This window comes from Sporolactobacillus sp. CQH2019 (genome assembly GCF_028765345.1).
GTDB lineage: Bacteria > Bacillota > Bacilli > Bacillales > Sporolactobacillaceae > Sporolactobacillus.
In genome coordinates this window covers 14,725-41,590 of the sequence record NZ_JARAJZ010000003.1, presented here as the reverse complement: position 1 = coordinate 41,590, position 26,866 = coordinate 14,725, and the positions used below count along the sequence as shown (strand labels likewise).

The 26,866-nt window shown below is 43.5% G+C and carries 25 protein-coding genes; 10 read left to right on the top strand and 15 right to left on the bottom strand.

Features of this window, described 5'->3' with window-relative positions; translation table 11 throughout:
- Nucleotides 1-41: 41 nt before the first annotated feature.
- Complete coding sequence (locus tag OYT88_RS05180; protein ID WP_274398365.1) at nucleotides 42-2,024, bottom strand: glycoside hydrolase family 127 protein; 1,983 nt, start codon at nucleotides 2,022-2,024, stop codon at nucleotides 42-44.
- Nucleotides 2,025-2,054: 30 nt separating this feature from the next.
- Entirely contained in the window at nucleotides 2,055-3,434 is a 1,380-nt protein-coding gene (locus OYT88_RS05175) for an MFS transporter (RefSeq protein WP_274398364.1), read from the bottom strand.
- Nucleotides 3,435-3,695: 261 nt separating this feature from the next.
- Here OYT88_RS05175 and OYT88_RS05170 point away from each other — a divergent pair, with 261 nt between their 5' ends.
- Nucleotides 3,696-4,679 (top strand): AraC family transcriptional regulator, encoded by a 984-nt coding sequence (locus OYT88_RS05170; RefSeq protein WP_274398363.1) that lies wholly within the window; start codon nucleotides 3,696-3,698, stop codon nucleotides 4,677-4,679.
- Between the two features lie 330 nt (nucleotides 4,680-5,009).
- On the opposite strand, the gene OYT88_RS05165 is transcribed toward OYT88_RS05170, so the two are convergent.
- Nucleotides 5,010-5,159: a hypothetical protein gene (locus tag OYT88_RS05165; RefSeq protein WP_274398362.1), complete on the bottom strand. Its 150-nt coding sequence runs from the start codon at nucleotides 5,157-5,159 to the stop codon at nucleotides 5,010-5,012.
- A 90-nt stretch (nucleotides 5,160-5,249) separates the two neighbouring features.
- Entirely contained in the window at nucleotides 5,250-5,708 is a 459-nt protein-coding gene (locus OYT88_RS05160) for an SRPBCC domain-containing protein (RefSeq protein ID WP_274398361.1), read from the bottom strand.
- A gap of 341 nt (nucleotides 5,709-6,049) precedes the next feature.
- On the opposite strand from OYT88_RS05160, the gene OYT88_RS05155 reads away from it, so the two are divergent.
- The 3 genes from OYT88_RS05155 (at nucleotide 6,050) to OYT88_RS05145 (ending at nucleotide 7,676) form a co-directional block, all read left to right on the top strand.
- The gene (locus OYT88_RS05155; protein ID WP_274398360.1) at nucleotides 6,050-6,604 is read left to right on the top strand and encodes a TetR/AcrR family transcriptional regulator; all 555 of its coding nucleotides are present in this window, start codon (nucleotides 6,050-6,052) and stop codon (nucleotides 6,602-6,604) included.
- Between the two features lie 103 nt (nucleotides 6,605-6,707).
- A complete protein-coding gene (locus tag OYT88_RS05150; RefSeq protein ID WP_274398358.1) occupies nucleotides 6,708-7,301 on the top strand; it encodes a YdeI/OmpD-associated family protein in 594 nt (197 codons plus the stop codon).
- A 252-nt stretch (nucleotides 7,302-7,553) separates the two neighbouring features.
- The gene (locus tag OYT88_RS05145; protein WP_274398357.1) at nucleotides 7,554-7,676 is read left to right on the top strand and encodes a hypothetical protein; all 123 of its coding nucleotides are present in this window, start codon (nucleotides 7,554-7,556) and stop codon (nucleotides 7,674-7,676) included.
- 419 nt (nucleotides 7,677-8,095) lie between these two features.
- Here the strand turns inward: OYT88_RS05145 and OYT88_RS05140 are convergent, their stop codons facing one another.
- Nucleotides 8,096-10,801 carry a glycoside hydrolase family 73 protein gene (locus OYT88_RS05140; RefSeq protein ID WP_274398356.1) on the bottom strand — a complete coding sequence of 902 codons (2,706 nt, stop codon included), beginning with the start codon at nucleotides 10,799-10,801 and terminating at the stop codon, nucleotides 8,096-8,098.
- A gap of 910 nt (nucleotides 10,802-11,711) precedes the next feature.
- Between OYT88_RS05140 and OYT88_RS05135 the strand changes: the two genes are divergently transcribed.
- Nucleotides 11,712-12,596: a putative RNA methyltransferase gene (locus tag OYT88_RS05135; protein WP_274398749.1), complete on the top strand. Its 885-nt coding sequence runs from the start codon at nucleotides 11,712-11,714 to the stop codon at nucleotides 12,594-12,596.
- Between the two features lie 276 nt (nucleotides 12,597-12,872).
- Here the strand turns inward: OYT88_RS05135 and mcrC are convergent, their stop codons facing one another.
- From mcrC to OYT88_RS05095, 8 genes are all read right to left on the bottom strand, one after another.
- The gene (gene mcrC, locus OYT88_RS05130; RefSeq protein ID WP_274398355.1) at nucleotides 12,873-13,937 is read right to left on the bottom strand and encodes a 5-methylcytosine-specific restriction endonuclease system specificity protein McrC; all 1,065 of its coding nucleotides are present in this window, start codon (nucleotides 13,935-13,937) and stop codon (nucleotides 12,873-12,875) included.
- On the bottom strand, nucleotides 13,930-15,240 hold the full coding sequence (locus tag OYT88_RS05125) for an AAA family ATPase (protein ID WP_274398354.1): 1,311 nt from the start codon (nucleotides 15,238-15,240) through the stop codon (nucleotides 13,930-13,932). Before OYT88_RS05125 ends, mcrC begins: the two co-directional genes overlap by 8 nt.
- Nucleotides 15,241-15,810: 570 nt before the next feature.
- A complete protein-coding gene (locus OYT88_RS05120) occupies nucleotides 15,811-16,242 on the bottom strand; it encodes a PTS sugar transporter subunit IIA (RefSeq protein ID WP_274398353.1) in 432 nt (143 codons plus the stop codon).
- A 2-nt stretch (nucleotides 16,243-16,244) separates the two neighbouring features.
- Nucleotides 16,245-17,090, bottom strand: a complete 846-nt coding sequence (gene agaD, locus OYT88_RS05115) for a PTS galactosamine transporter subunit IID (protein WP_274398352.1) — start codon at nucleotides 17,088-17,090, stop codon at nucleotides 16,245-16,247.
- Nucleotides 17,053-17,850, bottom strand: coding sequence for a PTS galactosamine transporter subunit IIC (gene agaC, locus OYT88_RS05110; protein ID WP_274398351.1), 798 nt, complete (start codon nucleotides 17,848-17,850; stop codon nucleotides 17,053-17,055). Before agaC ends, agaD begins: the two co-directional genes overlap by 38 nt.
- A 1-nt stretch (nucleotide 17,851) precedes the next feature.
- Nucleotides 17,852-18,334 carry a PTS galactosamine transporter subunit IIB gene (agaB, locus tag OYT88_RS05105; RefSeq protein WP_274398350.1) on the bottom strand — a complete coding sequence of 161 codons (483 nt, stop codon included), beginning with the start codon at nucleotides 18,332-18,334 and terminating at the stop codon, nucleotides 17,852-17,854.
- A 24-nt stretch (nucleotides 18,335-18,358) separates the two neighbouring features.
- On the bottom strand, nucleotides 18,359-19,069 hold the full coding sequence (locus OYT88_RS05100) for a GntR family transcriptional regulator (protein WP_274398349.1): 711 nt from the start codon (nucleotides 19,067-19,069) through the stop codon (nucleotides 18,359-18,361).
- A 1,339-nt stretch (nucleotides 19,070-20,408) separates the two neighbouring features.
- Nucleotides 20,409-20,531, bottom strand: a complete 123-nt coding sequence (locus OYT88_RS05095; protein ID WP_274398348.1) for a hypothetical protein — start codon at nucleotides 20,529-20,531, stop codon at nucleotides 20,409-20,411.
- A gap of 382 nt (nucleotides 20,532-20,913) precedes the next feature.
- Between OYT88_RS05095 and OYT88_RS05090 the strand changes: the two genes are divergently transcribed.
- The 4 genes from OYT88_RS05090 to OYT88_RS05075 all read left to right on the top strand — a co-directional run bounded on the left by OYT88_RS05090 (nucleotide 20,914) and on the right by OYT88_RS05075 (nucleotide 25,531).
- A complete protein-coding gene (locus tag OYT88_RS05090) occupies nucleotides 20,914-21,465 on the top strand; it encodes a PadR family transcriptional regulator (RefSeq protein WP_274398347.1) in 552 nt (183 codons plus the stop codon).
- A gap of 24 nt (nucleotides 21,466-21,489) precedes the next feature.
- A complete protein-coding gene (locus OYT88_RS05085; protein ID WP_274398346.1) occupies nucleotides 21,490-23,100 on the top strand; it encodes an MFS transporter in 1,611 nt (536 codons plus the stop codon).
- 801 nt (nucleotides 23,101-23,901) lie between these two features.
- Nucleotides 23,902-25,107, top strand: a complete 1,206-nt coding sequence (locus tag OYT88_RS05080; RefSeq protein ID WP_274398344.1) for a hypothetical protein — start codon at nucleotides 23,902-23,904, stop codon at nucleotides 25,105-25,107.
- 67 nt (nucleotides 25,108-25,174) lie between these two features.
- A complete protein-coding gene (locus OYT88_RS05075) occupies nucleotides 25,175-25,531 on the top strand; it encodes a hypothetical protein (RefSeq protein WP_274398343.1) in 357 nt (118 codons plus the stop codon).
- Between the two features lie 103 nt (nucleotides 25,532-25,634).
- Here OYT88_RS05075 and OYT88_RS05070 read toward each other — a convergent pair whose 3' ends face one another.
- Nucleotides 25,635-25,766, bottom strand: a complete 132-nt coding sequence (locus OYT88_RS05070) for a hypothetical protein (RefSeq protein WP_274398342.1) — start codon at nucleotides 25,764-25,766, stop codon at nucleotides 25,635-25,637.
- A gap of 134 nt (nucleotides 25,767-25,900) precedes the next feature.
- Nucleotides 25,901-26,245 (bottom strand): winged helix-turn-helix transcriptional regulator, encoded by a 345-nt coding sequence (locus tag OYT88_RS05065; protein ID WP_274398340.1) that lies wholly within the window; start codon nucleotides 26,243-26,245, stop codon nucleotides 25,901-25,903.
- Between the two features lie 135 nt (nucleotides 26,246-26,380).
- On the opposite strand from OYT88_RS05065, the gene OYT88_RS05060 reads away from it, so the two are divergent.
- Nucleotides 26,381-26,707 carry a PhzF family phenazine biosynthesis isomerase gene (locus OYT88_RS05060; RefSeq protein ID WP_274398339.1) on the top strand — a complete coding sequence of 109 codons (327 nt, stop codon included), beginning with the start codon at nucleotides 26,381-26,383 and terminating at the stop codon, nucleotides 26,705-26,707.
- Nucleotides 26,708-26,866: the final 159 nt, after the last annotated feature.

Here is a 26,866-nt window from a genome sequence, read left to right as displayed (position 1 = left end):
ATTTTTTATTGATAGACTTGCCCGCAACTATTTTCTTATCGTTACTTATTAATATCTTGCCAAACTCTCATTTGACCGTTTTTTCTATTTGACCAGGCGTAATACGGAATAAATTTCATTGAAGATGGTTTCCACGAAACATTCTTATCTTCAAAATAAAGCTCTTCACTATCGTCTTCGGCTTTCTCCGCATCATTCGTTTCGAGCGATACAACACCATCTAGAAGACCAGATTCAAACTTGCTGTTAAACCTTGGAATAGCATTTAGTCTGTATGCCCACAGGGATGCGGAATTATCTGCTTCTTCGGTACAATAAATAATCGGCCCTCTTTGAATAGCGACCTTGCCCATATCATCACGAACTCTCGTATTAGCACGCATAATGTGGGTTGACATGGATAGGCTAAGTTCAACATGTGTTGTTCCTTTGGCAATGTCAATATAGACGAAGCCATCAACTTCTTTTGCCGTTATCTTTTTACCATTAATTGATAAAGTAAAACGACCTTGTGACCATGAAGGAATTCGGATACCCAACTGTGTATCTGTATCACTATCCGAATGGAGGGTATACTCAATGTCGCCTTCCCATGGGAAGTTACTTTCTTGTTTAACAGATATTCCGTTATTAAATTCAGCTTCATTTGAAATAAATTGATGCGAAAGGATCTTATTATCAATCACATTATAAATATACTGGTCAATTGAAGCTATTAATCTTGCTAGATTAGCTGGACAACATGCACACCCAAACCAATCAGCACGATGGGTTAAAACATGCGCTTCAGCCGGATTATATTTGCTAAGTTTTGGGTCAGCTTCCAGTGGGTTAACATAGAAGAAATGTTTGCCGTCAAGAGACATGCCGCTTAACGCACCATTGAATAATTCCTTTTCAATCACATCAGCATACTCGCCTTTTGCTTCTACGTCCAAAAGCTGTCGAGCAAAGAAAACCATTGATACTGCCGCACAGGTTTCGCCATAAACTGTGTCGTTTGGTAAATCATAATCGAATGTGTAAGACTCACGTAATGCATTGGATCCTACGGCGCCAGTAATATACATTCTTCTCTTAACAATATCTCGCCAAAGCCGCTTCCCGGCTTCCATAAGCGCTTCGTCATGAGTTAAACGGGCCACATGAGTGACACCTGTTAGCATATAGCCTACACGCACAGCATGACCCTCAGCGGTTTTTTGATCAACGATAGGCTCGGCCGCCTGCCAGAATGTCAGCGGGTAGGTTCGGAACCGATCTATAAGATCGTGTTCATCATCATCGCCATCTTTTGCAATTTGTTTGTTGAAGAATTGGGGATCCTGACCCCGTTCCAGAAGGAAATAATGCGCAAGATCTAAATAACGTTTTTCTTTTGTAATTTCGTACAAACGAGCCAATGCTAATTCAATTTCAGGGTGACCATCATAACCATGAATCTTTCCATCTTGAGGCCCAAAATTATTATCAATACAATCTGCCATTTTCCTGGCAATGTTTAACGCCTTTTGATTTCCAGTTGCTTTATAGTAGGCCACTCCAGCTTCGATGTAGTGTCCCATGGTATAAAGTTCATGGGACTGTTGAAGTCGCTTAAATTTTCGATCTGGCATATCAATTTGAAAAAGCGTATCCAGATACCCATCAGGATCCTGCGCATCAGCTATTAAATCAATAACACTATCTGTAATTTGTTTTAATTTTTCATCAGGATGATAATTAAATGAGTAAGCAGCAGCTTCTAGCCATTTGTAAACATCGGAATCTTGGAAGGGATAGCCGTAATGGTGTCCTTCCATCTTTCCTGCAGCAATCTTAAGATTTGCAACTGCATGACTCTCCTTATTAACACCACCTGCTTGTGGATCTTCGGCAATGTTAATATCCGCTTTATCATTCATAACCTTCCACTGATATGGCAATACTTCTTTAACGATCAGTTCACGATATTTATTCCAAAATGGTGATGTAATCTTTATCTTGCCAAGCGATAAATCTGAGTTATTAACTGTACTATCCATAAATAAAACCTCCAGAATTTATTGGTATTATTAATTGTTCGCACGACGACTATCAAGATCAACTTTAATTTGTTGTTCCATCTTTTCATACTTCGGGTAAAGTGCCATAATTGCGGCAACTACTACATAAACAATAACCGGTAACCAAATAAAGCAGAACTGGATGGCGCTAAGCGAACTCGCCGATTGCGTCTTATTTGCAACGAACCCTGCGGCAGCCATAATCTTTGAAGGAATAAAGCTTCCAAGCCCTGACCCAACCTGGATACAGAAAGCAGCGCCTACAGCCGTCAAGAAACCTGAAGCCCGAATCCCTGTCTTCCATTCACCAAAATCAACAGTATCCGCCAACATGGCAAACGGCATAGCGATAGCAATTGATGAACCAAATACACCAACGCCCCAAGCGATAATAACCAAAACAAAGTTTCCACCAACAAAAGCCATTGAAGCCTGACCAATAGCGGCGATGAGTAAACCAATCATCATGGTATGTGTCTTATTGGTAATCTTAACCAAGAAAGGAATCAGCACGGTTCCGATAATACCAACAATTTGAAGAACCTGAAAAATTGAAGTTAATTGTTCATTGCCGAGATTGTATTTAGCATAGTAGATAGACATCGTCATTCGATCAGCCTGTGAAATCCAAAAGATAACGAAGGCAACAACCAAAATGTACCAGGGTCGATTCCCAACAGTGGCTTTTAAACTATCTTTGAAAGGCACCGCTTCTGTGACCTGTGTACGTTCGTGAACATTAAAGAATGCTGTAAAAAGCAATACAATGGCAATAAGGCCAAAGATTCCTAGTGTCCACATAAAACCAACCTTGTCATTTCCTTTTCCAAAGAAAGCAACTAAAGGCAGACAAAATGTACTGGTTAAAATTGAACCAACCAAACCACCAATCATTCGAAATGAATTTGCATTAATCCGTTCCGTATGATCCGTTGTTAAGTTAGGAAGGATAGCCGTAATTGGAGTTTGAATTCCAGTATAAACAATACCAGCAGCCAAGACATAAGTAATTCCAGCATACCAAACCTTACCTGTTGACGATAAATTAGGTGCTAAGAATGCGACAAACACGGCGAGCGCAAAGGGAATCGCCAACCACAGGAAATATGGCCTGCTTTGGCCCCATTTAGTATGGGTATGATCAACGATTGACCCCCATATAGGGGCACTAACACCATCAAAGACACGAGCCACAAGTAAAATTAATCCCGCACTCGCAACCGAAATCGTTGCGACATCAGTATAGAAGTACATAATAAAGGTCGAAATTGTAACGTATAGCAAGTTACCAGCTAAATCAGTGAACGAATAGGCCACCTTTTCAAAGACTGGTAATTTCATACTTTTAGCAGATTGTCCAACATTTGCATGAGAATCAGTATGTCCCATTGTGTTCAACCTCTCTTTCGATAAGTAAATAGCAACAACAAATGTTCCAAAAGAAGTAACAGATTTTTGCATGCTCAATCAATTACAAGTTATATAGTAAGCGTTTCCATTATCAGAAAAAAGGCCTATAATGATAGAAGAGGTATCATTTTGCAACTTTAAATTTTTTTAACTAAAGGGATTGGGCCCAAAATCAGGAGATTTGGTACCGATTTGCCACTTTTACATTCAGACCTATATTTCAAATATGGAGGTCATAATATGCGCTTTTATTCGTTCACACTCGAAAAGCCAGTTATGTATTTTATGGGGGGAGAATTTACTACTTCTAACGCTTGGCAACACCATGCAAGATATCATAAAGGGGATTATGAAATAATTTTTTGCTTAAAAGGACCTATTTTTCTACAAGTGGGTTCAGAAAAATATGTTGTAAAACCGAACCAGATGATTATCATTCCGCCATTCAAACATCTGATTGGATATCAAAAATCCGAGGAAAATATTGACTTTTATTGGTTGCATTTTTTCCCGCAATCCACAGTTTCTTCCTTTGAGGCCGATGAAAAAGAGATTGTTAATAAGTTAAAATACAATAATTATGGGACTAATGATATTATTACATTGCCAATGTTGTTCAATATCGATAATTATAAAGACATGACCATTGCTTTTCATCGATTATTATCAGTGGGCGGCAAATTAAATCGTTTGGAAAAAAGAGATTTTTTAACCTCGGCGTTACTTATTGAAATCTTTGAAGCATATGTAAAACAACAAGACAGCTCCAGTGGACACGCAAAAATTGAGCATCTCAAAGAATGGATCAAGTCTAATATGTCAAATACACTGACGGTTAATGAAATTGCCGAAAACGTTCATTTAAATCGGAACTATCTTACTAAAATTTTTAAGCACGACACGGATATGACTACTCTTCAATATATAAACAAGATTAAAATTGAACTTGCCACACTTCTATTACTAAGAACTGAAATGTCTATTAAAGAAATTTCATATGCTGCTTATTTCACTACGCCCAAAATGTTTATGCGGAGATTTAAAATTGAAACTGATTTGTCGCCAACCGAATACAGAAATAAATATAATACCATTCTTAAAAACAATTCACATATAGATCCATTTATTCCTGTTCCTTCTCGTATTTCTGATTCAATAAATGATGGTGTTAGTGAGAATGTTGCCGGAGTTAAAGACTCTAAAGAAGAGACAATCAAGCCATAACAAATTACCTGATAAAACGATGACTTTATAAAAACCGCTCAGCTGTATTTTCAACGGTTGACCTGTTACCATCCAAACTCAGCCGTTCTGCCGGCTGAGTCAACGTGATAAAAAACATCCATTTTATATTTTTTCGGCTCTTAACTTCATTGCTATCGATTTAATGCATAATACAACGCCGCTGCGCGATAAAATCATTGATTATTTCACTCAAAAATGATCGATATCCCCTTTCTGTTGCGGTACTGTGCGCCGCAAAGAATTTTCATAGTAAGATGTTCCCTTATCTATTATTTCAAACGATACTCGACACCAAGTACTTTCTCTTTTTCAAGCTTTTTCCGGTTCCCGGCTTCGCTGAAACCAGCCGGAAACAAGGATGAGCAGCAGAGCGCCAAGGCCGATCCAGCAAAGGATAAAGATCATTCGTTCAAAATCCGACCCGCTGCTGAAATAGAGCACATCCTTGATCGACTCCATTCCAAAACGGACCGCTACCCAACTGCAGATCAAATTGCGGAAAAAAACTGTTGAGCAGCCTACTTGTGTGTTTCACCCACTCTTTTGTCATTAACTATTCCTGAAACTTTCTCTTTTAGATTCACAAATATTTTTAAGATCTTTATTCATTGCCTCAAACCCCGCCTGAGTGCCTTGATCAAGTGCATTTTTAAGAAAGGGTAACAATATACCGTAAAATTTTTCTTGCTGAATAAAAAGAGTCATATTGTCCGGTGCGGTTTTTAGTTCAAATGTATGCTCACCGTCAAATAAACCGGGGATCACGACATGTCCCAGCCAGGTAAATTCTTTGCACCTTTGATATTTCAGCACCTTTGGTTTGAAAACCATACCTTTTGACTCAGGCGGAACCATTTTTACTTCTATCCTTGCCCCTTCCGCCGGTGTTCCTTTTAAATATTTAATAAACGGGTTCCAGTCAGGATAATGGGCGAAGTCCGTCAGCACTTCCCATACCCTATCTGCGGGCGCTTCAATTTTTATTTCTGTCCTTATTTCCCTCAACACACTTACCTCCCCGTATCCGGCTATCTTGTGTTTAAAACTGCCCGATGGTGCAGCCGCCATTTAGCCGGGAGCCGGCTCTCGGTATCATCGATTTTAGCCGCCGCCGCACGGATCGCTTGCTGCACATGATGTTCTCTGTCATAAATCGAGTGATTAAAATCAACGGTTCGTTGCTTATAACTTTTGAAACATCGTGATTTCTCCTTCAACAATGCTATTATTGAACCTCATCGGCCGAATAGCCAGAGTTAAAAACAGGATGAATGGCACATAAGTCACATTTATAGTACAATACGAACCATAAGCGACACATTGTTCAATGGTGTCAAAGGAGCTTTCCAATGAACCCATCAGATTTACGGGTGATTAAAACCAAACGGCTGCTGAGCGAAACCATGATCACTTTGCTGCAGCGAGAAAGCTTTAAGGATGTGACGATTCAGCAGTTATGTGATGAATCGCTGACTTCCCGCAGCACTTTCTACCGGCATTATCCGGATAAATACGCATTAATTGAAGAAATGGTGAAACACTGTGCCGATGATTTCGAAAAATATATTGCCGAACGGATGCATCAGAAAAATATCATTGCCGTTGTCCGGCAGCTCGCCCACCACTTAGTGAATAACCGGAAAGCTATTTTGCCTTTACTCGATGTACACGAACAGCGTGCGGATTTAGGCAAAGCATTCCGTACCATTTTAGGAAAAAGTATCTTACAATTAATCAATGAACAGCAGCTGGAAGGCCGGATTCAAGTGCCTGCTCAGTATTTGACTGATCTTTATGTTTCCAATGCGATGACTTTTATCACATGGACATTGGTCAACGGCAAAGATGATCAGATTGTGCAGTTCATGAATCAGATTCAAAACAGCTTAATAGCCAGTCAATAAAGGAAATATCTGCTCGCAGCAATGACAGGAAAAAGACTTTTCTGTGACATCGCTCAGGCAGATTTTTATTGAACCTGATCTGATTGAAGAGGAGTGTTTCTTGATGACCGATAGGAGAATGAATTCTAAAGTTGATGAATTTCTAAGCAAAGCTAAAAAATGGAGGGCGGAATATGAAAAGCTGAGAATGATCGTTCTCGACTGCGGGTTGACCGAAGAATTCAAGTGGATGCACCCTTGTTACACCTTTGAGAAGAAAAACATCGTTTTAATACATGGATTTAAAGAATATTGTGCGCTTCTGTTTCCAAAAGGCGCCTTGTTGCAGGATACCCATGGGATTCTGACCCAGCAAACGGAACATGTACAAGCGGCGCGCCAGATCCGTTTCACCCATGTTCAGGAAATCACTGAATTGGAAAACACCCTGAAAGCCTATATTTATGAAGCGATCAAGGTTGAAAAAGCCGGTTTGGAAGTGAATTTTAAAAAGCATACAGAATACGCCCTTCCTGAAGAACTTCAAAACAAATTCGATGCAATGCCTGCTTTGAAAACTGCTTTTGAAGCCTTGACACCGGGACGGCAGAGAGCGTACATTCTTTATTTTTCTAGCGCAAAAAAATCCCAGACCCGCGAGTCAAGAATTGAAAAATATATGCAGCAAATTCTTAATGGAAAGGGATTAAATGATTAAGTATGTTAGCTTTAAGCCAGGCTCCCGGCCGTTTTTGACTGCTCCTTTGATAACTTTTATGCAGGCCATACTGAGCCGCAAATGTTTTCACCGATTTCCCGGATCCCCCCTGCCGCGTTTGCATGATTGGTTTGGTCTATAACTCTTTTGAACGAAAGGAACTGATTCACTAGGCCGGGAAAAAAGACCCGTGAAGCACAAATAAAAGCCTCTTGGAACTGGGAAGCGGAAAATCACGAACGCAAACGGTATATGTCCAAAAAGTCAACGGCTAAGTCGTTTACAAGGATCAAGGCCAGTCAGGAAGATCTTGACGAATTAAAAGATCTGATCCGCGAGAAAGAGGAAAGTTTCAAGTCACATCATGACGAGTAAATTGTTAGCGGCTGCTCCCCTTCCTATTAAAGCATAGAGGGTATTTTTTACTCCTGTGCCACTTTTCTCTGCCATCTTATGTCCTACCCTCCGCTTTTTCAGCGAACTGCTGATGATTCGTTGTGTGCCTTTGTTGCCGTCTTTTTTTGACTGCTTTTTGTCTGATCCGACGATTGAATCGTTTTTTGCTCATCGGACATCGGCAATAATGCTAACTCTCTGATCCAGAAGATTTTCTTATCCCGTTATGGATGCCGTAAATCCCCAGCGTGATCTTTCACATTTGAATGCCCGAACCGGTCGTCATTCAGAAACGGATCATTATGAAAAACACCCGTCTCAAAGCCGTTTTCTTTTTTTCTTAGCTGACCGGCCTCGAATTCAGGGACATTCACCTGGTCCCACGGATTTGATCTGTTTCATTGCAGATAACCGACAATCGTGCCGTTTACTTCCACCTGATAAGGATTCGGCGTATTTGCAAAGATCTTACTGATCGTCGCTGCAGTCAAACTTGTTTTAACCGGCGTCGAGGCGTCTGAAGACACATAAAGGATGCCGTTGGTCGCAATCTTTGTGCCGACTGTTCTTCCCGTAATTGAACCGGCTGAAGATGATGATGAGGCCGAGGCAAATCGCAGATAGCCGACAATCACTCCGTTAATTTCAACCTGATATTTATTCAGCGCAGAGGGGAAAATCTTGCTGACCTGCACTTTGGTCAGGTACGTGATCAGCGGTGCAGTTGATGTGGAAGACAGATAGATGACTCCATTTGTATTCACTGTTGTGCCGACTTTTACGGCAGAAGAACTGGACTGAGATGTCGCCGAAGATGTGGCCGCTGCCGTTCCCGAGCCGGACGAGGATAATGTCCGTAAGTAGCCGACGATCACTCCATTGTGGCTGACCTGATATTTATTCGCTGCCGATGAATAAATTCTGCTGATCGTCACCGTGGTCAGGCTCGTTTTGACCGGCGTCGAGGCGTCCGACGAGGCGTAGAGAATCCCATTCGTCGAGACCGTCGAACCTACCGTACCCGTTGTCGAAGCGGACGCAGACGAACCTGTTGAACTGCTGCCGTTCGTGCCCGACAATGACAGCGTCCGCAGATAGCCGACGATCACTCCGTTGCGGCTGACCTGATATTTATTCACTGCCGACGAATAGATTCTGCTGATCGTCACCGTGGTCAGGCTCGTTTTGACCGGCGTCGAGGCGTCCGACGAGGCGTAAAGGATTCCGTTCGTTGAAACCGTCGAACCTACTGTACCCGTTGTCGAAGCGGACGCAGACGAGCCTGTTGAACTGCTGCCGCTCGTGCCCGATGCTGACAGCGTCCGCAGATAGCCGACAATCACTCCATTGTGGCTGACCTGATATTTATTTACTGCCGATGAATAAATTCTGCTGATCGTCACCGTGGTCAGGCTCGTTTTGACCGGCGTCGAGGCGTCCGAAGAAACGTAGAGAATCCCATTCGTCGAGACCGTCGAACCTACTTTCCCCGTTGTAGTGGTTGAAGCAGAGGAGCTCGTTGTACTGCCGCTCGTGCCCGACGACAGTGTCCGCAGATAGCCGACGATCACTCCATTGTGGCTGACCTGATATTTATTCACTGCCGACGAATAGATTCTGCTGATCGTCACCGTGGTCAGGCTCGTTTTGACCGGCGTCGAGGCATCCGACGAGGCGTAAAGGATTCCGTTCGTTGAAACCGTCGAACCTACCGTACCCGTTGTCGAAGTGGAAGCGGACGAGCCTGTTGAGCTGCTGCCGCTCGTGCCCGATGATGACAGCGTCCGCAGATAGCCGACAATCACTCCATTGTGGCTGACCTGATATTTATTTACTGCCGATGAATAAATTCTGCTGATCGTCACCGTGGTCAGGCTCGTTTTGACCGGCGTCGAGGCATCCGATGAGACGTAGAGGATTCCGTTCGTTGAAACCGTCGAACCTACCGTACCCGTTGTCGAAGCGGAAGCGGACGAACCTGTTGAACTGCTGCCGGTTGAGCTTGTCGATGAGGTCGATCCGGACGCGGAGGAGCCGGAAGTACCCGATGCTGAAGAGTTGCTATCATATTTTGTCAGATCGTATTCCGAGATCAGTGCATCAAGCTTGGAAGCGTACGTTGGATCGGTGGCATACGTTCCCTGCAGCGCCTGAGTCGCATCCTGATAAGTCGGCGCATTGGACTTCCAGACCTTGGCATAATAACTCGAATTGTAGGACAGACCGTTTTTCAAGAGACTGGCATAATCCTCGAGCGACGCGGAAAGCGACGGGTATTTTCTGAAATACGCCGCAACTTCCACATACTGGCCGTTCACATATTCAGCGGTATTCATCGTCACGTACTGACCGTTATATGTACCCTTGATTCCGAACAGATTATTCGCCTGTGTGGCAAGTCCGCTCTGACCAGACCCGCTTTCCAGTATCGCCTGGGCAATCATCACTGAGGCATACAAATTGTTTGCCGAAGCAATCTGCTGCGCCTCGCTCCCGATCTCGGAAATAAACTGTTGTGTCACACTGCTCGTCGAAGCAAGACTCTGGACGGCCGTGAAATTGGCTTGAGGTGCCTGAATGGTTTGAATATTGGTATTGGCCACAGTACTCTGGCTGACTGTTTTTTCACTGCTTCCGACATTATTCGTGACTTTATTCGGTTCCGTCGGATCCACGTTATTCTGCACAGCCGCAGCAGCACTTGAAGCAGTCGATCCGGTCGTTGAAGCAGCCGTACCGCTATTTGCAGAAGTCGCAGTGGAAGAGCCGGCGGCGGCCTTTTCGGATGACGCATTCGTTGTCGTCGATGACCCCTCGGAAGCAGTTGAAGAGGAGGAAGCCGCTGTCTCCCCTGAGTTAGCTGCTGCAGACGTTTCCGTTCCGGTGGCCGATGTTGTTGTTTTCTGATTTTGCACATCATCCGATCCGTCCGAATCCGTGGTCACTTTCCCTGTTGCAACCGTCTGGGTAGTTTTCTGCTGACTGCCGGCGGCAAGGGCTACCCCCGGAACGGACAAGGTTGTCATGGCCGATAAAATCAGCAGCGGTTTTCCCAGATACCCGATTCTAGCTGATGCATTCTTTTTCTCTCCATTTTCTGACATTGATCCTGATCTCCTTTGATGCGTCTCATGCGACATATCAAAAGTTCGGTCCCATGCAGGTTGGTTTAGAGATCAGCCTGTGCCTTCGGTCCAGCTTATTTAGTTGGCCTTCCTCGCTAATGATCATGCTCCTAAGACTTAAGATATAATCCTAACTTTCGATATTAAAAGATAGACATTAATTTTAGCTTAATGTTTATTGAAAGATTCATCACAACAATGTCTCAAAAGGGTTAAATTTCGCTGCTCATCCGGCTGCCGTCCCGGTGATCAAGCTGAATACGGGGAAAACGGGATTGGAGACTTCTGATTCATAGGCTTTTCAATGCAAGGCCGCAGACTGTATGAATCGATTTTGTCGATGGTATGGCTATGATTCTATGAGCCATGGTATTCTCTCGAAATTCATTGATCCGGAAGAATTTCAGAAAGATTTTCTTAATTAATAGTTTTTGTTATCTCTTAATTTGAGTTTTAATTCGCGGTCGATGCCATGATGATCGGCACGGTTCATTAGTAATGATCTCACATAAAAAGTCACAGTGCAAGATATTCTGCTTTTCCTGTTGTCAATGCAGCAGAAGGGCTCATTTTGCCTCTATTATCTCGGTAAATCAGAAGTGGGGAAGAAATATCAGCGAAAAGCTGCAAAAGAGCGTCTATACTTAAAGATAAGGCTTTGCTCTGCAGATCCTGTAAAAATTTTTGCAACCCGAATTATTTTGTGATAAATTATCTCTGAGTTTTGTTTCCATTACCCGCATCGGCAAGGGAACTATATCCTGATTATTCCGTTCATTTTTTAGGCAATGGACGGTATTAGATTTTTTAAAACCCAGATTGTATTCTGAATAACGGTGAGAGCATATTTGTCTACCAATTAAATGATGGGGTGTCCTCTTTGCTTAAAATGACGAAAAGAGTGGAAAGCGCAGCATTTGTAAGCGGCTTTGACTCTATTTTTAAATGTCCTGTTTGCGGCTCATCGATGAAAGTTTTTGAGTCAAAAAGTCTAATTTGTTCAAACCGCCATACATTTGACTTCACGAAACAAGGATACGTGAATCTGATGACTCACTCCTTGAAAACAAAATATGACAAAGAGCTTTTTGAAGCACGTCGGAAACTTATTGAGAAGGAAGGCTTTTTTGGCCCACTCGAACAGTCCATTGCCGAAACGATAAAAAAGCAGCTGAGATCGAAAAAGGGGACAACATTTATTCTTGATACGGGATGCGGCGAAGGATCGCATTTATATAATATTTGCGATAGTATCTGCACGGATTTAAACAGTCAAATAGCAGGAGTTGGAATTGATATATCCAAGGAAGGCATCTCCATTGCAGCTAAGAATTATGCCGGCAAGATGTGGGCTGTAGCAGACCTGGCCAACGTTCCGTTTAAGGATAAACAGTTCGATGTTATTCTAAACATTTTATCTCCTGCAAATTATGGAGAATTCAACAGATTATTGAAGGCAGACGGTTTGTTAATAAAAGTCATTCCTGAGAGTGATTACTTAAAGGAATTAAGAGAGGTTGTTTTCGATGAACCTGCCAAACAATCTTATTCCAATGCAAATACAAGGGAACGTTTTAAAGAGAATTTTCAAGTTGTCAGTACTTCAAGATTGCATTATTCCAGGATTCTTGAAAAACCGTCCATTCAATCGTTGATTCGCATGACCCCTTTAACCTGGTCAATGGCACAAGAAAAAGTAAAATCTTTTTCCGAAATGGAATCAATGAAAATAACCATTGATTTAGATATTTTAGTAGGAAAACCATTTGAATAACATCAAACCGCCGCCTGCTGCAAGTCTTTTAGCCGCGATCAGGAATCCGGCGGCCGGCATCAGGGGCTCAGCGACTCTGCATGGCTTCTATTAGGTTAACCATCACTGGATGTTACCACCGGACACTCCTCTGATTTTAAAAATACGTCAAAGCCCACTTTTATTCTTAAAGATCCAGCTAACATGAGGTGATTTTGCCCCCGGAATTCCGGGGCCGGCTGCAAGGGAACGTATCCGGCCAGACAATGTGTTCACCCGCAGGCTTCCTTCTCTGATTCAATCTTTAGCTGTCTCTCCAAAATAAGATTCCGCTATGTTATTTAGCTGGGCGGCGATTTCAGAGAAAGCCGCATTTAAATCCAGTGTTTTTACACTAATTTTATTCCCGCCCATCAGGAAGTCGCAATCCGGCGTCAAGCTTTCGCCTGTCTTGGCATAGAGAAGCAGACCGGCTACATTTCCTGTGTTGCCGGCATCCTGATTCTTGACGTATGAAAAAATTTGGTACATGTTGTTCGAATGCAGTGTGCGGCTGTCATACCGCGCCTGCAACTGCATCGTACGGGCATAGTACTTTGTATCGATAATCAGCGTTTTCTCGTTATGCTTCATCGTGATATCTGTCTGCATCCTCGGAAGAAAATTCGCAACGCCGCGATCCAGATTCCATGCGATCTGTGCAGGATGAGCGTTGAGTTCCGGATAGTGGTACCGAAAATATCCCAGCACAAACTTCTCATATAAACGAGCCATGTTCTGTTCGTCCAGAAACGCGGCCATTTTATAATTGCCCTTCTCGGTGGTCAGCAGCAGCCCGTTCAGAACAAACCGGCAGATGTTCAGGAGCATCTTATAGTTGCGATTGCTCTTTTGAAAGTGGAACATACTCCATTTGATTCTGAGCGAATCCATAGTCTCAACGTTTTCAAAGAAAAGCATGATCTTTTTTAAGTTTTTTCTGCGTTCGGAACGAACGGACGGCTGGTGTAATAAAATCAGAGCGGTCGTCTTCAATACCTGATTAAAGATATTGTTCTCTGACAGCTCATCGTATTCGCATGACAGCATCGGCTTTTTCTGCAATTTATGATGGATCGTTCCGAAAAGATCAAGTTTGCCTCTCATTATAGTCAGATCTTCACATTGAGGTATATATTCGCGGTACAGCCCCTGTTTCAATTGCCGGGCGATGCCTTTAGACAGAATAGCGGCAAAAAGATCCTCTATCTTATTAAACTTCTCCGCAGCGATGCTCTCATAGTTGGATTGTCTGAGCACTTGGAAGGCATATGTAAGCATGTAATATATATTTTTGATGAGAATGCCTTTGTCGTTAGTCACGGAACACACCACGCAGAATATGCGTCCATTTCTTTACTTTCGCCGGCTCATCGAACCAGTATTCGGACAGCATGGGAATAAGATCATACTCAACGACTTCAGACATCCATGCGTCTGTGCATTCTTTCTGACCGCAGAAATAGCTATGGCCGATGCAGAATCCTCTGCCGAGAGAATCATCGGCGGCAATGACCTTATTTAACTCTTTAATCCGCTCAATCAAAGTCGTGAACGTATCATTATTAAGAGCCTGCTGATAGGTTTGGAAGCCTTCGGAATTAAATGCCGGTTCCATCTCAAAAAAGCTGAAGCGCCTGCGTAAAGCGTAATCGATCAGGGCCAGGCTGCGATCCGCCGTATTCATCATACCGATCAGGTACAGGTTCTTCGGTACGGAGAATGGCAGGCCGCTATAAGCAAGCGTGGCCTTTGTCCCGCGGTATCCCTTCTCAATCAGCATCAGAAGCTCACCGAAGATTTTACTTATATTGCCACGGTTAATTTCGTCAATAATAAAGAAAAATTCTTCTCCGGGCCGGTCTGCAGCCTCCTGGCAGAAGCGATAGAAAATGCCTTTCTGCAATTCAAAACCATCTTCGTGCGGCCTATAGCCCATGATGAAATCTTCATAAGAGTAACTCTGATGGAACTGGATGAATTCGATACGGCTGTCATCCTTTTCTCCCATCATGGCGTAAGCCAGACGTCTCGCCGCAAAGGTCTTGCCGACACCCGGCGCCCCCTGTAAAATAAGATTCTGCCTGTGCTCGAGCAATGAAATCAATGTATCATATTGATCACCGCTCATATAAACCTCTTTCAGAAAATCTTCTTTAGAAAAGGGGGCAACAGCCTGTTTCCGTTCTGCCGGATTGGCTTCGCGGATCATATCCATAATAAAATCATATTCGTCCTCAGTCAGTTTGAACAGACTCCCCTGCGGGTTGACAAAATACTCCATGTGTTCCAATTCCGGGCACGCCCTTAGTGTCGCGTAATCGATAGGCACAGATACATTTTCAATCTTTTCGAAATATAGTTTTTCTCCATCATTTTCCCGAATGATTTTCGCAAGGGCTACAACCTGTTTTACCGGATAAGACTCATAGCCGATCACAAGATCGCCGGCTTTTGCATCCAGAAAGTTTTGAAATACTCGCCGTTTATGACCATTTTCATTATACAATGTATAGCTCTGTACCTCTCCGATGCCAACATCAGAGAAGCTCCAAATGCCCGGCTTGGCATTAAGCCACCAGTAACAGGGAACATGAACAGCCCCTTGTTTTTCAGAATCTATCATTCCGCTCGCGCACCTCCCGTCAACTTTGCGATACAGTACTAAGTGATTTGACGCCGCAATCCTTCACTGTGCCATGACTCTTATCTATTTTACAACTAAAAAATGCATTAAAATACAATACGTGCCCTATTTTGCGCAGATCCGGCAACGATTTATCTCGTTTTCCCGGGAAATAATAGAATAAAAGCTGCATCGGTAAGATTCACGAAGGGAGCAGTTACGGTCCTTCGTAAGGATGCAAATTTCAAGGGTCTGAAAAGCGCTCTGAAACCTATAAATTTTGACGTCAATTTGACCGGAAAAATTTTTTGATTCTGAAAATTTTAGGATTTCTTCTAAAAATTTCTGAAGTTAACTCGTCTCGCTAAAAAGATACTGAAACGCGCTGTAAAAATGAAGCTTGTCAGGCGTTTGCGAATCATGAGAATAGTGGATACCCGCATTTGAATGATTGTTGCCGCTGAGTGACACCAGCATCACTATAAAATTAAAAAAGGTGCAGAAAGTATTGTTACACTCTCCGCACCCTAAAAGGTTAGTTTTACTTTGACGTTTACATAATATAAGATATTATATCCCGTCACTGTCGCCATTTGTATCTGTCTCAATTTTCCGCCGATGGAATACCTGTGTCTGTGCACGGCTGATGTCCACAAACTTTTGTGCTAATTCATCGGCCGTACCATTGTAGCCGCTTAATTGCAATCCGAGCTCCATTAGTGATCCAATATTACAACCGGTTATTACGGCAATCTTTTTATCAGCAATCGTACTGCTGATTTTTACCGCTTCCTTAAAGGGTGTGCCCCCCAGCAGATCGCAAAAGAATACGATTTGATCTGTGTCACGGATTGCCTGCTCAAACTTTTTCCGCAGCGAAGTTTCATCCATATCACCGGTAAAATCGATAAACCCGACGTTCGGCAGACGACCGGCCAGCAATTTAACGGTTGATTCCAGTCCGGTTGCAAAGTGACCGTGACCGGTTACAATGACTTTCACGCTCAAAGAACCCCCATCCACGAAAGAACAATGGCCAAAACAAATGTAACAAGAATTAGGATAACCGGGCTGACGTTTTTCTTTTTTGATAACCAATAAAGTAAGAATGTATAGCCTAACGGCAGCAGGTTCGGAAAGATCCGGTCAAGAAATTGTGTCTGCAGTGAAATCGTGTGTCCGGCTGTCACCGGAATATTCGTCTTTACTGAAATTTGAACATATGTTGCAATTAATCCGCCAATAACCGAGCAGCCCAGGATACTGGCAGCCCGCGACACAATCGCGGAATTCTCCCGAATTTTAGAAATGGCCCGTGTCCCGGCACTATAACCTAAATGCGCAATAGGTATCCGGGCAAGAAACATGGCAACATAAACTATGAAGAAAACCAAAGGGCCAAGGATACTGCCCTGTTTGGCAAATGATGCGGTAATACCGGCAACGATTGGTAAAATCGTAAACCAGGTAATTGCATCGCCAATGCCAGCCAATGGACCAAATAGTGCAATTCTTAAACCATCAATGGTTGATCGCTTTTCACCATGTTCCTCCAGTGAGGCCTCCAGCCCCATTAATAGCGGCGCTGCATAATTATTCGTATTAATGAATTCTAGATTGGATTTCATAGCAGTAGCCAGGCCGTCTTTATCTTTGCCATAAATTTTCTTCAGTGTTGGAGTCATAGCCAGTGTCCAGCCATCGGCTTGCATGCGTTCATAGTTCATTGCGGACTGATTAAAAATCGAACGAATGGCTAGTTTCGTAATATCACGACGTGTAAGACTATGTCGTTCCGTCATTGCAGATGTATCAGATGCCACCGCCATCATCCCCGTTTCCGCTTGCATTACTAATCATATCTTTCATCTTCTTATCTTTCTGATCACGATAGAATTCAATCAGAGCTAATGCGACACCGATCACGGCGACCGGCATTAAATTGCCGAATTTAATGAAGCAGGCAGCCGTAAATCCCAATAACAAGTAAGGCACATATTCTGTTTTCAACATGCTCTTCAGTAAGAGGCCAAACCCAACCGCCGGTAAAATACTGCCTGCAATTTCAAAACCATGGCTCAGCCAGACAGGCATTGCATTAACCAATGCCCTCATGGGTTCCTGGGCACCATAGACACAGAGGAACGCAATGATTCCGTATGATAAGGCAACAATGACAGTCGGCAGTAATGCAAGCATTGAAAATTTCCGCGTTTCTGCATGTGCTGCATAGTCATCTAATTTCTTTGTCAAAACGGAAAAAGCTGAATAGTAGAACAGAATGATATATTGCATCAAAATACTAAAGGGTAACGCCAGGCCAATGGCCGCAGCGGGTGTCTTGCCGGTTGTATAAGCAAGCACAACAGTCATTACACCAGCCATAATTGGGTTAGGCGGTTGAGTTCCGCCGACTGGAGTCAGTCCTGCAAATGCCAGCTCTGTTAAACCTCCTGCAATGATCCCTAGGGTCGGATCCCCCAGAATGATACCAGTCACCGTACATACAATCATTGGCCGGAACAGATATAAACCTTCCAGCCAGAAGTCAACTCCGGCAATAATGGCAAAAAGACCAATCAGGAGCCCCTGAATAAGCGTCACTTGCATTCTAGATCACTTCTTCCACAGGAATTTTTTTATCTTCCGGTGTTTCCTGAATATACACATTTACACCGCTTTCAACACAAGCTTTCAAATCAGCTTTATCCTGTTCGTCCATATACGTATACTTTGTCACTTGTTTTTTTCCGCTCGAAAAGTGCATATTGCCAATATTCAAATTTCTAATCGGAACACCGCCTTCAACCAGACGGCGGGCATCCTGCGGATTACGCACAATTAAAAAGATGTGTTGGCTTGCACTTGCGCGACTAATATTTTTTATCGTTTTATCAATGGTCCAAAAACGGATACCAACACCCGAGGTTTCAGCAGTCGCAGCCATTAATTGCTGTTGCAGATCATCATTCGCCGTGTCATCATTTGCGACCAGCAATAAGTTAGCGCCAACCGATGACGTCCAAACTACACCGACTTGTCCATGGACCAATCGATTATCAATTCGTGTCAAAACTATATCCGGAGAAGCCACAATCATTCATCCTCTCAATTCTTCTTACCCAGTGATGTACATGATCAGGTTGCCCACAACTGTAGCTTCACTGTAATAAACAACTTTTCGCTGTTCAATTCCATGTGTATACACATCAACGAGCGGGTCACCGACGTTCAGATTAAACAATTTTCGATTCTTTTTGCTAATTAGACCTGCTTTTGAGTGAGTAAAAAATTGAACGTCTAAGTTATATTTCTTAATAAGAAACGGAATTACATCACCATTATTAGCCAGTTCACTATGATAAATACTTGGAAAACGTTCATACGGTAAATATATCTTCTGATGAAAAACCGGATGATCATCGGCATAGAACATATTTTCAATTGCATACATATAATCATCGCTCGTCAGATCTAGCTTTTCCCGCATGTCAGGCAGTTCTTCATTCACAAGCAATTGGTAAGACAATAGTTTCATCTTAGCGATCGCTTCCGTTTGTTCAATGATTTGACGGACATTCAGATAACGTACTCCTAGATTCTCATCCTCTCTTCGTAAAACAAACGAACCTTGCCCCTGTTTTTTAGAGATATATTGCTTATTTTCCAGTTCTGTTAGTGCGCGTCTAACAGTAATCCGGCTGACGTGGTAAATCTCACCCAGTTTTTGTTCCGAAGGTAATTTACTATCCTCCGGAAGCTCCCCAGATTCAATTTGCCGAATCAAATCATTAAGCATGCTTTGATAAAGTGGAACAATATTAGCCATGAGGGTTAACCCGGCTTTCTTAACTTGTTATGTTGTTATAACAACTACATCTATTAAAACATCAATATAGCTATGTGTCAACGCTTACATATCAAAAATATTTCTTAATCGGTTCATTTGTCATAATCAGCGGCCAAATTCGCTAACGGATAATTCCTGATTAAAACCATTCAATCAGGCTAATCAAGGTTATACGAATAAAGTATCCCTAACTCGAATAAAACGATCATTCCAGTAATAATGACATGATGCTTATGAAGGCCTGATTATTTAAGAGCGATATAAAAAATGATGGGTGTACCCTTGCACAGTTTCAAGCAGGCCCGATCTGCAATAATCTGAGTTTCCTCCTTTAAAATGGCAGGCAATCCTGCTTTGTGAAATATCACAAGTAGAATAGCGAATATCGGCCGGATTCGCGGGGCTATCGGCCGAATCGAGCCTCCTTCCGGCCGAATCCAGGGGGCTATCGGCCAAATCGGGCCTCCTTCCGGCCAAATCCAGGGGGCTATCGGCCAAATCGGGCCTCCTTCCGGCCAAATCCAGGGGTCTATCGGCCGAATCGGGTTTCCCTCCGGCCAAATTCGGGGGGGCTACCGGCCGAACTGCTGTTCCGTCCATCCGGATCCGGGTCCCGTTTTACTTAGTTGAGTATTACAAAATGACTATTTAATTTTGTGCGTATCTAAACCGCGATAAATTTTTTGATCCTCATATAGATATGATGATCACAGTAAAGATAATAGTAATGATTGCGGTAACAGCAGGGTTATAATAGGATCCATTATTCGGAAACAGTGTGTCACTGACATTGATCGTGGCATGAAAGAAAACGGCAGTCAGTACGCATTTTCCGTTGTTGTTATATAACCAGATCATGAGTATGCGGGCCGTAACGGAAAACAGACACTGCCACACAATCCATGACAGGCCATGTCCGGCCTGAGCGGATTACGTGCCATATTCCCAATATTGCGCCCATAACTATGCCGATTCTTAATGCGCTCCATCGGCTGCTGAATGATTCAATGACATAATCCCATCCAGCCTGTTTCTTCACCAAGCAATAAAAAACTCAATCAAAAGGATGGGCACTGCGGAAATGAAAGATGTGCTTTGGGAAGCGGCAGTCTTAGAAATACCATCACCCAATAAGACAGCAGCAGTATGGCCGGCATTAGGAATAAGGTGGGCAGTGTCCGAAGTCGTTTAATTCCCCTGATTTTAAAAACGTTCTTAAATAATTTTCTGTGATTCCTTGGGATTTTTCCTTTCCATAGACAAGAGTCACGGCCGCCAAAAGAGGTCAAGAAAGTCATGAGAGAGCTCACCGGTAAATTCATCGCAGCTCTTTCGACAGGAATCCGGCAAAAGCACCGAACAGCCAGAAGAGTATTGAAAGCATGAAAACCAACAAGTAGAAGGCAACTGCCGATCTTTTATTTTGAATGCTGCTATCCAAGCTCTTATCCTCCACTTAAGATCTGTATACATTGTAAAACGGATTTTGCACGAATTTAGAGTAGCAGAGTCTTCACTCATTATCAATTGCAAGATTCAGCACAATATCACGCTCCCTCCCACAGCGTTTTTGCATTGATACCTCTGTCTGTTTTAACCGCACATGCAAATTATGAAATAAAAATTTCTTTCTAAAATCTTCCCTTTATTAAAAACAGCCGGAAAATAATAGGCTCCGTATTTCACCCCTGCTTTCGCCCGAGATCTGTCATTCGCAAAATCATTCGAATAAAATTTTATATTTGCTTTTTATAACGTTGCGATATATATTTAGTTATATCAGTTCGTTAGATCTGATTTTACGTTTTGGGAGGCGATCCGGATTGTATGAATTGTTCATACTGGGCGAACTGAAACAAAAACCGATGCACGGGTATCTGTTACACAGCAACATTTCAGCGGTGCTGGGACCGCTGCGTCCGATTAGCTGGGGCACATTATACCCCGTTTTACGGCGCATGGAAGACGACGGATTCATCCGCCAAATTCCGGGCGAAACGGGGACGGGACAAGGGAGGCCGCGAAAGGTGTATGAGCTTACCCCGTCAGGCAGCAGCGAATTTGAGCGGCTGATGCAGAAACCTTTTGAACACAACAACGATACAGAAGATTTGTTTCGTGTGAAATTGAGCAAGTTTCAATATGTGTCTAAAGAGCTGCAGCGGGACATTCTGCTCCAGTACAAGATCTTCCTGGAAATGCTGCTGAGCGGCGTTGAAGAATTAACGGAACGAATCAGGAAAAATCCGAACATAGATGAAGGTGAACGTCCCAACATTCTGACCGTCTCAGACTACGACATGAATGTCATGCAGGCCAAACTGACGTGGGTTGACAAGCGTTTGGCATCTGTCGAGGCTGAAAAAAATAAATAAACAGTGAAGGAGCTAGCAGGTGATATGGGTTCAAACAATGAAGTTCAAAATCAGTGGAGGCGCTGGTGGGCACTCGGCGCAATTTGTTTCGGTCTGTTCATGTCATTACTGGACGTAACGATCGTCAATGTTGCTTTGCCCAGTATTCAGCATGATCTGAATGAGTCGATTTCCAATCTCGAATGGATCATGAATGCCTACTCGCTGGTTTTTGCTGCATTGCTGGTAACTTCCAGCAGGCTGGGTGATATTTTCGGCAGAAAAAAAGTATTCATCTTTGGTGTGGCCGTTTTTACAATCGGCTCCTTTCTATGCGCCGTAGCCGGTGACATCCATATAGGAACGCTCACACCCGCTGAGGTGTTAAACATTGCCCGAGGTATTCAGGGGTTAGGCAGCTCGGCAATGATGCCGCTCTCCCTGGCGCTGATATCAAGCACATTTCACGGGCGCGAACGCGGGACAGCCTTTGGAATCTGGGGAGGCGTTGCGGGACTGGCCACCGCGATCGGACCTTTGCTCGGAGGCATCTTGGTACAGAACATTAACTGGCAGTCGATCTTCGATATCAATATTCCGATCGGTATTATCGGCATCGCCATCGCTGCCTGGGCCATTCATGATTCCAGAGACGAAGCCGCTCCCCGTCGAATCGACATTTTCGGCTTATTGACCATTACAGCAAGCATGTTTTGCCTGATCCTTGCATTGATGGAGGGCAGTTCGAAAGGATGGACATCCGGCTACATCCTGACACTGTTCGTAATTTCGGGGCTGGCCCTGCTGGCATTCATACTGATTGAACCTCGAATAAAACATCCGATGGTTGACCCGCGCTTGTTCAAGGTGCCAAGCTTTACGGGAGCGGCCATTGCCGGCTTCACGGTCAGCAGCGGCATGTACGCCTTGTTCTTCTACTTGAGCCTGTATCTGCAGAACCTGCTCGGTTTTGATGCTCTCGGGGCCGGGCTGCGTCTTCTGCCCTTGTCATTGCTCGTTCTGGTCGGCGCACCGCTGGCCGGACGCCTGACCGACAGAGTCGGCGCGAAGTGGATGATGTTCATCGGAATGTCCCTCTGCTGCGCAGGGGTCCTTCTGATGACCAGGCTCGGCGGCGCCAGTGAACCGAATCAATGGATCGTTCTGTTGCCGGGCCTGATCCTGTCCGGTATCGGAATCGGGATTGTCAATCCCCCCATGTCCGCCGTTGCAATGGAAACGGCAGAGCCAAGACTGGCGGGCATGGCATCAGGTGCCAATAACCTATGCAGGCAGGTGGGCACAGCATTCGGCATCGCCCTGCTCGGTGCGCTTCTGAACCAGCGTTATAATACTTTGATCGCAGCTAAAATATCTGCACTGCATCTGGCAGGACTCGGGAGCAGCGTTCGGCGCAGCATCATCTCCGGCATCCAGCAGGCAGGCCCCATGGCCGGCAGTCTGGGATTAAAAGGGAGTTCCGGACAGACTAATCCTTACATTCATAGTCCATTGTTTCCGTCTTTGCATACTGCCGCCAAAGGTGCATTCCTCTCTTCTACAGCCGACGTCGTCTGGCTTGCGGGCGGAATGCTCCTGATCGGCTGTATTTCGGTACTATTGCTGGTGCGCCGCAAAGACATCAGGACACACTAAGTAAGGAAGGCCGGAACCGCTCAGTCATGAAGCCATTGAATCTACTTCAATGAAACAATGCAATGATTAAAACAAAATTAAACGACTAGGCACATCAGGTGTGGGCAGTCATCGTGAATCTTCCGGCGGGCTGCCCGCTTTTTAATTCTGTGGAGCACAATTCATAAAAGCCGGAGGCTAATTCATAGCCCCCGGCGGCAGGCTGGCTGAAAGCATCATCGCAGAGGAATGGCGCCCGGGCTTGCAATTGTTCATTTGAAGGAACCTTTGGAACAATTGGCATGACTCTATGTCCCCGGGTTCTTCAATATGCTGAGCCTCAATCTTTTCATTGTGCGGTTTATAAGTATTGCTGCAAAAGTATTGAGCATAAGCGAGAGCTTCCATACCAGGCATTTCATAGGCACATATTGATCGCTTAGAGGCCGTATTTATGAACAGCCGGTTCCTTCGCATACTGTGCCATAAATAGATAACCCATGCTTTCATGATATACTTTTAAAAGAGACAACCTTTGTGCGGGGCTGCCGCTTCTCTTTGATCTTGTAAAACCGGCCACAGACTGTTTAAAAAGGCGATCAATAATAGCTCTCCGGGACCGCCGGAGAATCAGTTGCGGCGACGGAGCCCCGGCATAGGAAAATACGATGTATCGATGAGAGAGCCGTCGTTCCGTTAATGGCTATTTTGGAAAAATTCATAGGGATAATTTGAAAGCGGCCAATAACGGGGAAAGCCGGCTCTTATTGTATGGCGAGCGCCAGCCGAACCAAAAAATTAAGTACAAAAGAGGAATGCTGGTTGGTTAAGGAACATTATTATCAAGGCGAACCCATGGATTTGCTTCATACAGTTGCTTTTGAGGAAATGTACCCCATTGTTTCCTGCCTGATTCAGTTGTCATTGCCGATTAATGTTGATCGCCTTCAATGGGCCGTTGATCGCGTGGGCAGACAGCTGCCGGAAATTTTCTGCCATTACCAGCCGGTAAAAAATCGTTGGCGTGCTGCAAAAGTACCCCATACGGTGATTGTTCAACTTGAAGAAAGTCAAGATCCATTATCACAGCCCGTTGATTTTCTTAAAGATGCACAGCTTAAAATTTTTATAAAGAGTGCCCCCGAACCTATCGTTTATATGGTAATGAGTCATATATTCACCGATGGATCAGGTTTCAAGGAATTTCTTTATTTATTGGCCGACAGTTACAATCAGCAAGAAACAGCCGGTATTCATAACGAGCGTTCGAGCGAATCTCTGGTTAATGCGTTACTGAGTCATGGCTCGAAATATAAATCGAAGATGAGCCTGCCTGATCGTGCCTTAACAATTCCTTTTACCGATGAACAGGTTTCAAAAAAGTTTATTGACTATGTCGACATACCGGAAGAACAGTTTATAAAGATTCGTCAGAAAGCAAAAACAGATCATCTTACAATTAATGACGTGATTATGGCTGCGTACATCATTCAATTATCGAAAAAGACAAATTTAAGAGAAATACCGCTGCCGTGTCCGACAGATCTCAGACAGTTCCTTCCCGGCCGTTCGCTGCGCATCGCAAATTTAACAGGTGAGTACAGCCTGTTGATTTCAGTTGACCGGAAAGATGATGTATCAGTTATTGCCCGAAAAATTCATCATCAGATAGCCGATTTAAGAAAGCAGAAGGCTTTTCTGCAAGCCGCGCCGATGCTGCAATTCCTTTATCGCAAATTACCGGTTTTCTTCCTTCGCCGGCTGATTTCAAGACACTATCATGTTCAAACCGTTTCGTATACTAATTTTGGCATTCTCGACCAGCGCTTTCATTTTGAAGACAACACCATTCTCCATTGCCTGCTGACCGGAAGTTTTCGGAGCGTCCCCCAGTTTCAGGTTGCCGTTTCAACTTATGCTCAGAAGTGCACACTGAGCTTCTGCATGATCGGAAGCCTTTTAAGCAAGGCAGAAGGACATGATTTAATCAGCGGAATCGCTACTTTATTAGAAAAATGGAGCTGTTAATTGAATTTCCGCAAAATGATGAACTGTCGAAGCTGCTGAAACCCCGTTTAGCGAAAAAAATTTAATTATGGAACGGCAGCGAATCATTCAGAGACAAAAAGAAAAATTAATAGGGCAACGTGAAAAGATTGATTTTGCACTCTTGATGATTTGCATTAAAGAGGATCATTATTCCGCCATTCATTCCGGACACAAGCACACGGATCAGGCTCAGGTAAAAATGATAAATTTTATTTTAGCACGTACCTTTGATCGGCAAAGAGATAGTACGCGACAGCTTCTGGAAAATGCTTTCAATAAACAGCGAGGCGGGAACGTGTCAGATAATTCCATTGAAGCGGTCGTTCCTCGGATAACTCATTATATAAAACCGGAATATCAGAATGGGATAGGACAATCTTCCCAATGGACTAGAAATTTCTAATTGCCGCCATCAGCTTTCATATCGGTTTGATCTGTGGAATTTTTTGATTTTTGCCAGGTGTAAATCTATACGAAAATCGATAATCTTCACAAGAACAGGCGCTTTAAATTAAAATGACAATGACTGCATTTCTTGCCTTTGTAATCATCAGATTTTTATACTGCCACCTTCCAATTAACCGGCTGATGATTCTTCTTTTCTGCCGCCCTTTTTTCTGATTGTGTTCCGTTTGCATCCGGTATTATCTCTCCTTTTCCTCAGCTTCAGATGTGAGCGGCTCATAAACAAGTCCGCACCGGCTGCCAGCTGCAAACAGAGCGTTCGATAAGGAAACCCTATGAAACATTATTCCAAAATTTATAGACATTATTAAAAGTATTCTTTCCCCCAATTGCATAATTCCCGAAGAATATTTTTCAACGATTTACCCCTTGGCGTCGGTATGTATTCAACTTTTGGCGGGATGGTTGCGTAAGCGATTCTCTCAATTAATCCATCCATTTTAAGATGATGCAGTTCCTCAGATAAGACTTTATGACTGATATTGGGAATTGATTTTTTGAGCTGTCCATATCTTATCGGCTGCGATTTCAATATGTGCCATAGAATGATCGCTCTCCATTTGCTTCCAATTACCGTTATTGAAAATCCGATAGAGCACTGAAAGTCTCTCTGCCTTTTGTTTTTATCAGTCTCTGAAAAATCTTTGCTCATTCTTTATCTCTCTTTCCAATCGGTTAGTGACTTATCAAGAAGTGCGTACTTGTACTCTTGTTCAGCCTACCTTTAATGACTATATAACAACAGCATAAAAGCCATAATCTTTCAAAATAAGCGGTAGAGAAGAACATGAAAAAATACCATTTATATCAGATCGATTCTTTTACAAAAGAGAAATTTAAAGGGAATCCGGCAGGCGTCATAACCAATGCCGATGGATTATCCGAAAACGATATGCAAAGGATTGCCCGTGAACTGAATAATTCTGAAACAGCGTTTATATTCTCATCGAATAATGACACTTATGACGTGCATCTGCGCTTCTTTACCCCATTAAGAGAAGTGCCCTCGTGCGGTCACGCAACGATAGCGGCTCATTATGCACGTGCTTTGAAAAATAAACTGGGCAGCTCAAGAATAATACCAGAAAATCGGAGCCGGCATTTTACCTGTTGATGTTTTGAAAGAAAACAATCACTTTAGAATCGTAATGACACAGGGAAAAATAGAATGCGGACCATCCATTGACGAAGAAAACAAAGGAAGATATCCTTTTGTCCGTTGTATCTGCATTGTGATAAGTGTGAACGGCGAAGCAGCGGCCGGCAAACGATG

What these genes read in the sequence shown, in the direction of transcription:
- OYT88_RS05150 (WP_274398358.1), top strand. Translation starts at nt 6,708, where the DNA reads ATGACCGATAGGAGAATGAATTCTAAAGTTGATGAATTTCTAAGCAAA.
- OYT88_RS05135 (WP_274398749.1), top strand. Translation starts at nt 11,712, where the DNA reads ATGACGAAAAGAGTGGAAAGCGCAGCATTTGTAAGCGGCTTTGACTCT.
- OYT88_RS05165 (WP_274398362.1), bottom strand. Translation starts at nt 5,159, where the DNA reads ATGGAGTCGATCAAGGATGTGCTCTATTTCAGCAGCGGGTCGGATTTT.
- OYT88_RS05155 (WP_274398360.1), top strand. Translation starts at nt 6,050, where the DNA reads ATGAACCCATCAGATTTACGGGTGATTAAAACCAAACGGCTGCTGAGC.
- OYT88_RS05170 (WP_274398363.1), top strand. Translation starts at nt 3,696, where the DNA reads ATGCGCTTTTATTCGTTCACACTCGAAAAGCCAGTTATGTATTTTATG.
- OYT88_RS05140 (WP_274398356.1), bottom strand. Translation starts at nt 10,801, where the DNA reads ATGTCAGAAAATGGAGAGAAAAAGAATGCATCAGCTAGAATCGGGTAT.
- OYT88_RS05075 (WP_274398343.1), top strand. Translation starts at nt 25,175, where the DNA reads ATGGAACGGCAGCGAATCATTCAGAGACAAAAAGAAAAATTAATAGGG.
- OYT88_RS05070 (WP_274398342.1), bottom strand. Translation starts at nt 25,766, where the DNA reads ATGCAAACGGAACACAATCAGAAAAAAGGGCGGCAGAAAAGAAGAATC.
- OYT88_RS05145 (WP_274398357.1), top strand. Translation starts at nt 7,554, where the DNA reads ATGTCCAAAAAGTCAACGGCTAAGTCGTTTACAAGGATCAAGGCCAGT.
- OYT88_RS05060 (WP_274398339.1), top strand. Translation starts at nt 26,381, where the DNA reads ATGAAAAAATACCATTTATATCAGATCGATTCTTTTACAAAAGAGAAA.
- OYT88_RS05085 (WP_274398346.1), top strand. Translation starts at nt 21,490, where the DNA reads ATGGGTTCAAACAATGAAGTTCAAAATCAGTGGAGGCGCTGGTGGGCA.
- OYT88_RS05180 (WP_274398365.1), bottom strand. Translation starts at nt 2,024, where the DNA reads ATGGATAGTACAGTTAATAACTCAGATTTATCGCTTGGCAAGATAAAG.
- OYT88_RS05100 (WP_274398349.1), bottom strand. Translation starts at nt 19,069, where the DNA reads ATGGCTAATATTGTTCCACTTTATCAAAGCATGCTTAATGATTTGATT.
- agaD (WP_274398352.1), bottom strand. Translation starts at nt 17,090, where the DNA reads ATGCAAGCGGAAACGGGGATGATGGCGGTGGCATCTGATACATCTGCA.
- OYT88_RS05125 (WP_274398354.1), bottom strand. Translation starts at nt 15,240, where the DNA reads ATGATAGATTCTGAAAAACAAGGGGCTGTTCATGTTCCCTGTTACTGG.
- agaC (WP_274398351.1), bottom strand. Translation starts at nt 17,850, where the DNA reads ATGCAAGTGACGCTTATTCAGGGGCTCCTGATTGGTCTTTTTGCCATT.
- OYT88_RS05175 (WP_274398364.1), bottom strand. Translation starts at nt 3,434, where the DNA reads ATGGGACATACTGATTCTCATGCAAATGTTGGACAATCTGCTAAAAGT.
- OYT88_RS05065 (WP_274398340.1), bottom strand. Translation starts at nt 26,245, where the DNA reads ATGAGCAAAGATTTTTCAGAGACTGATAAAAACAAAAGGCAGAGAGAC.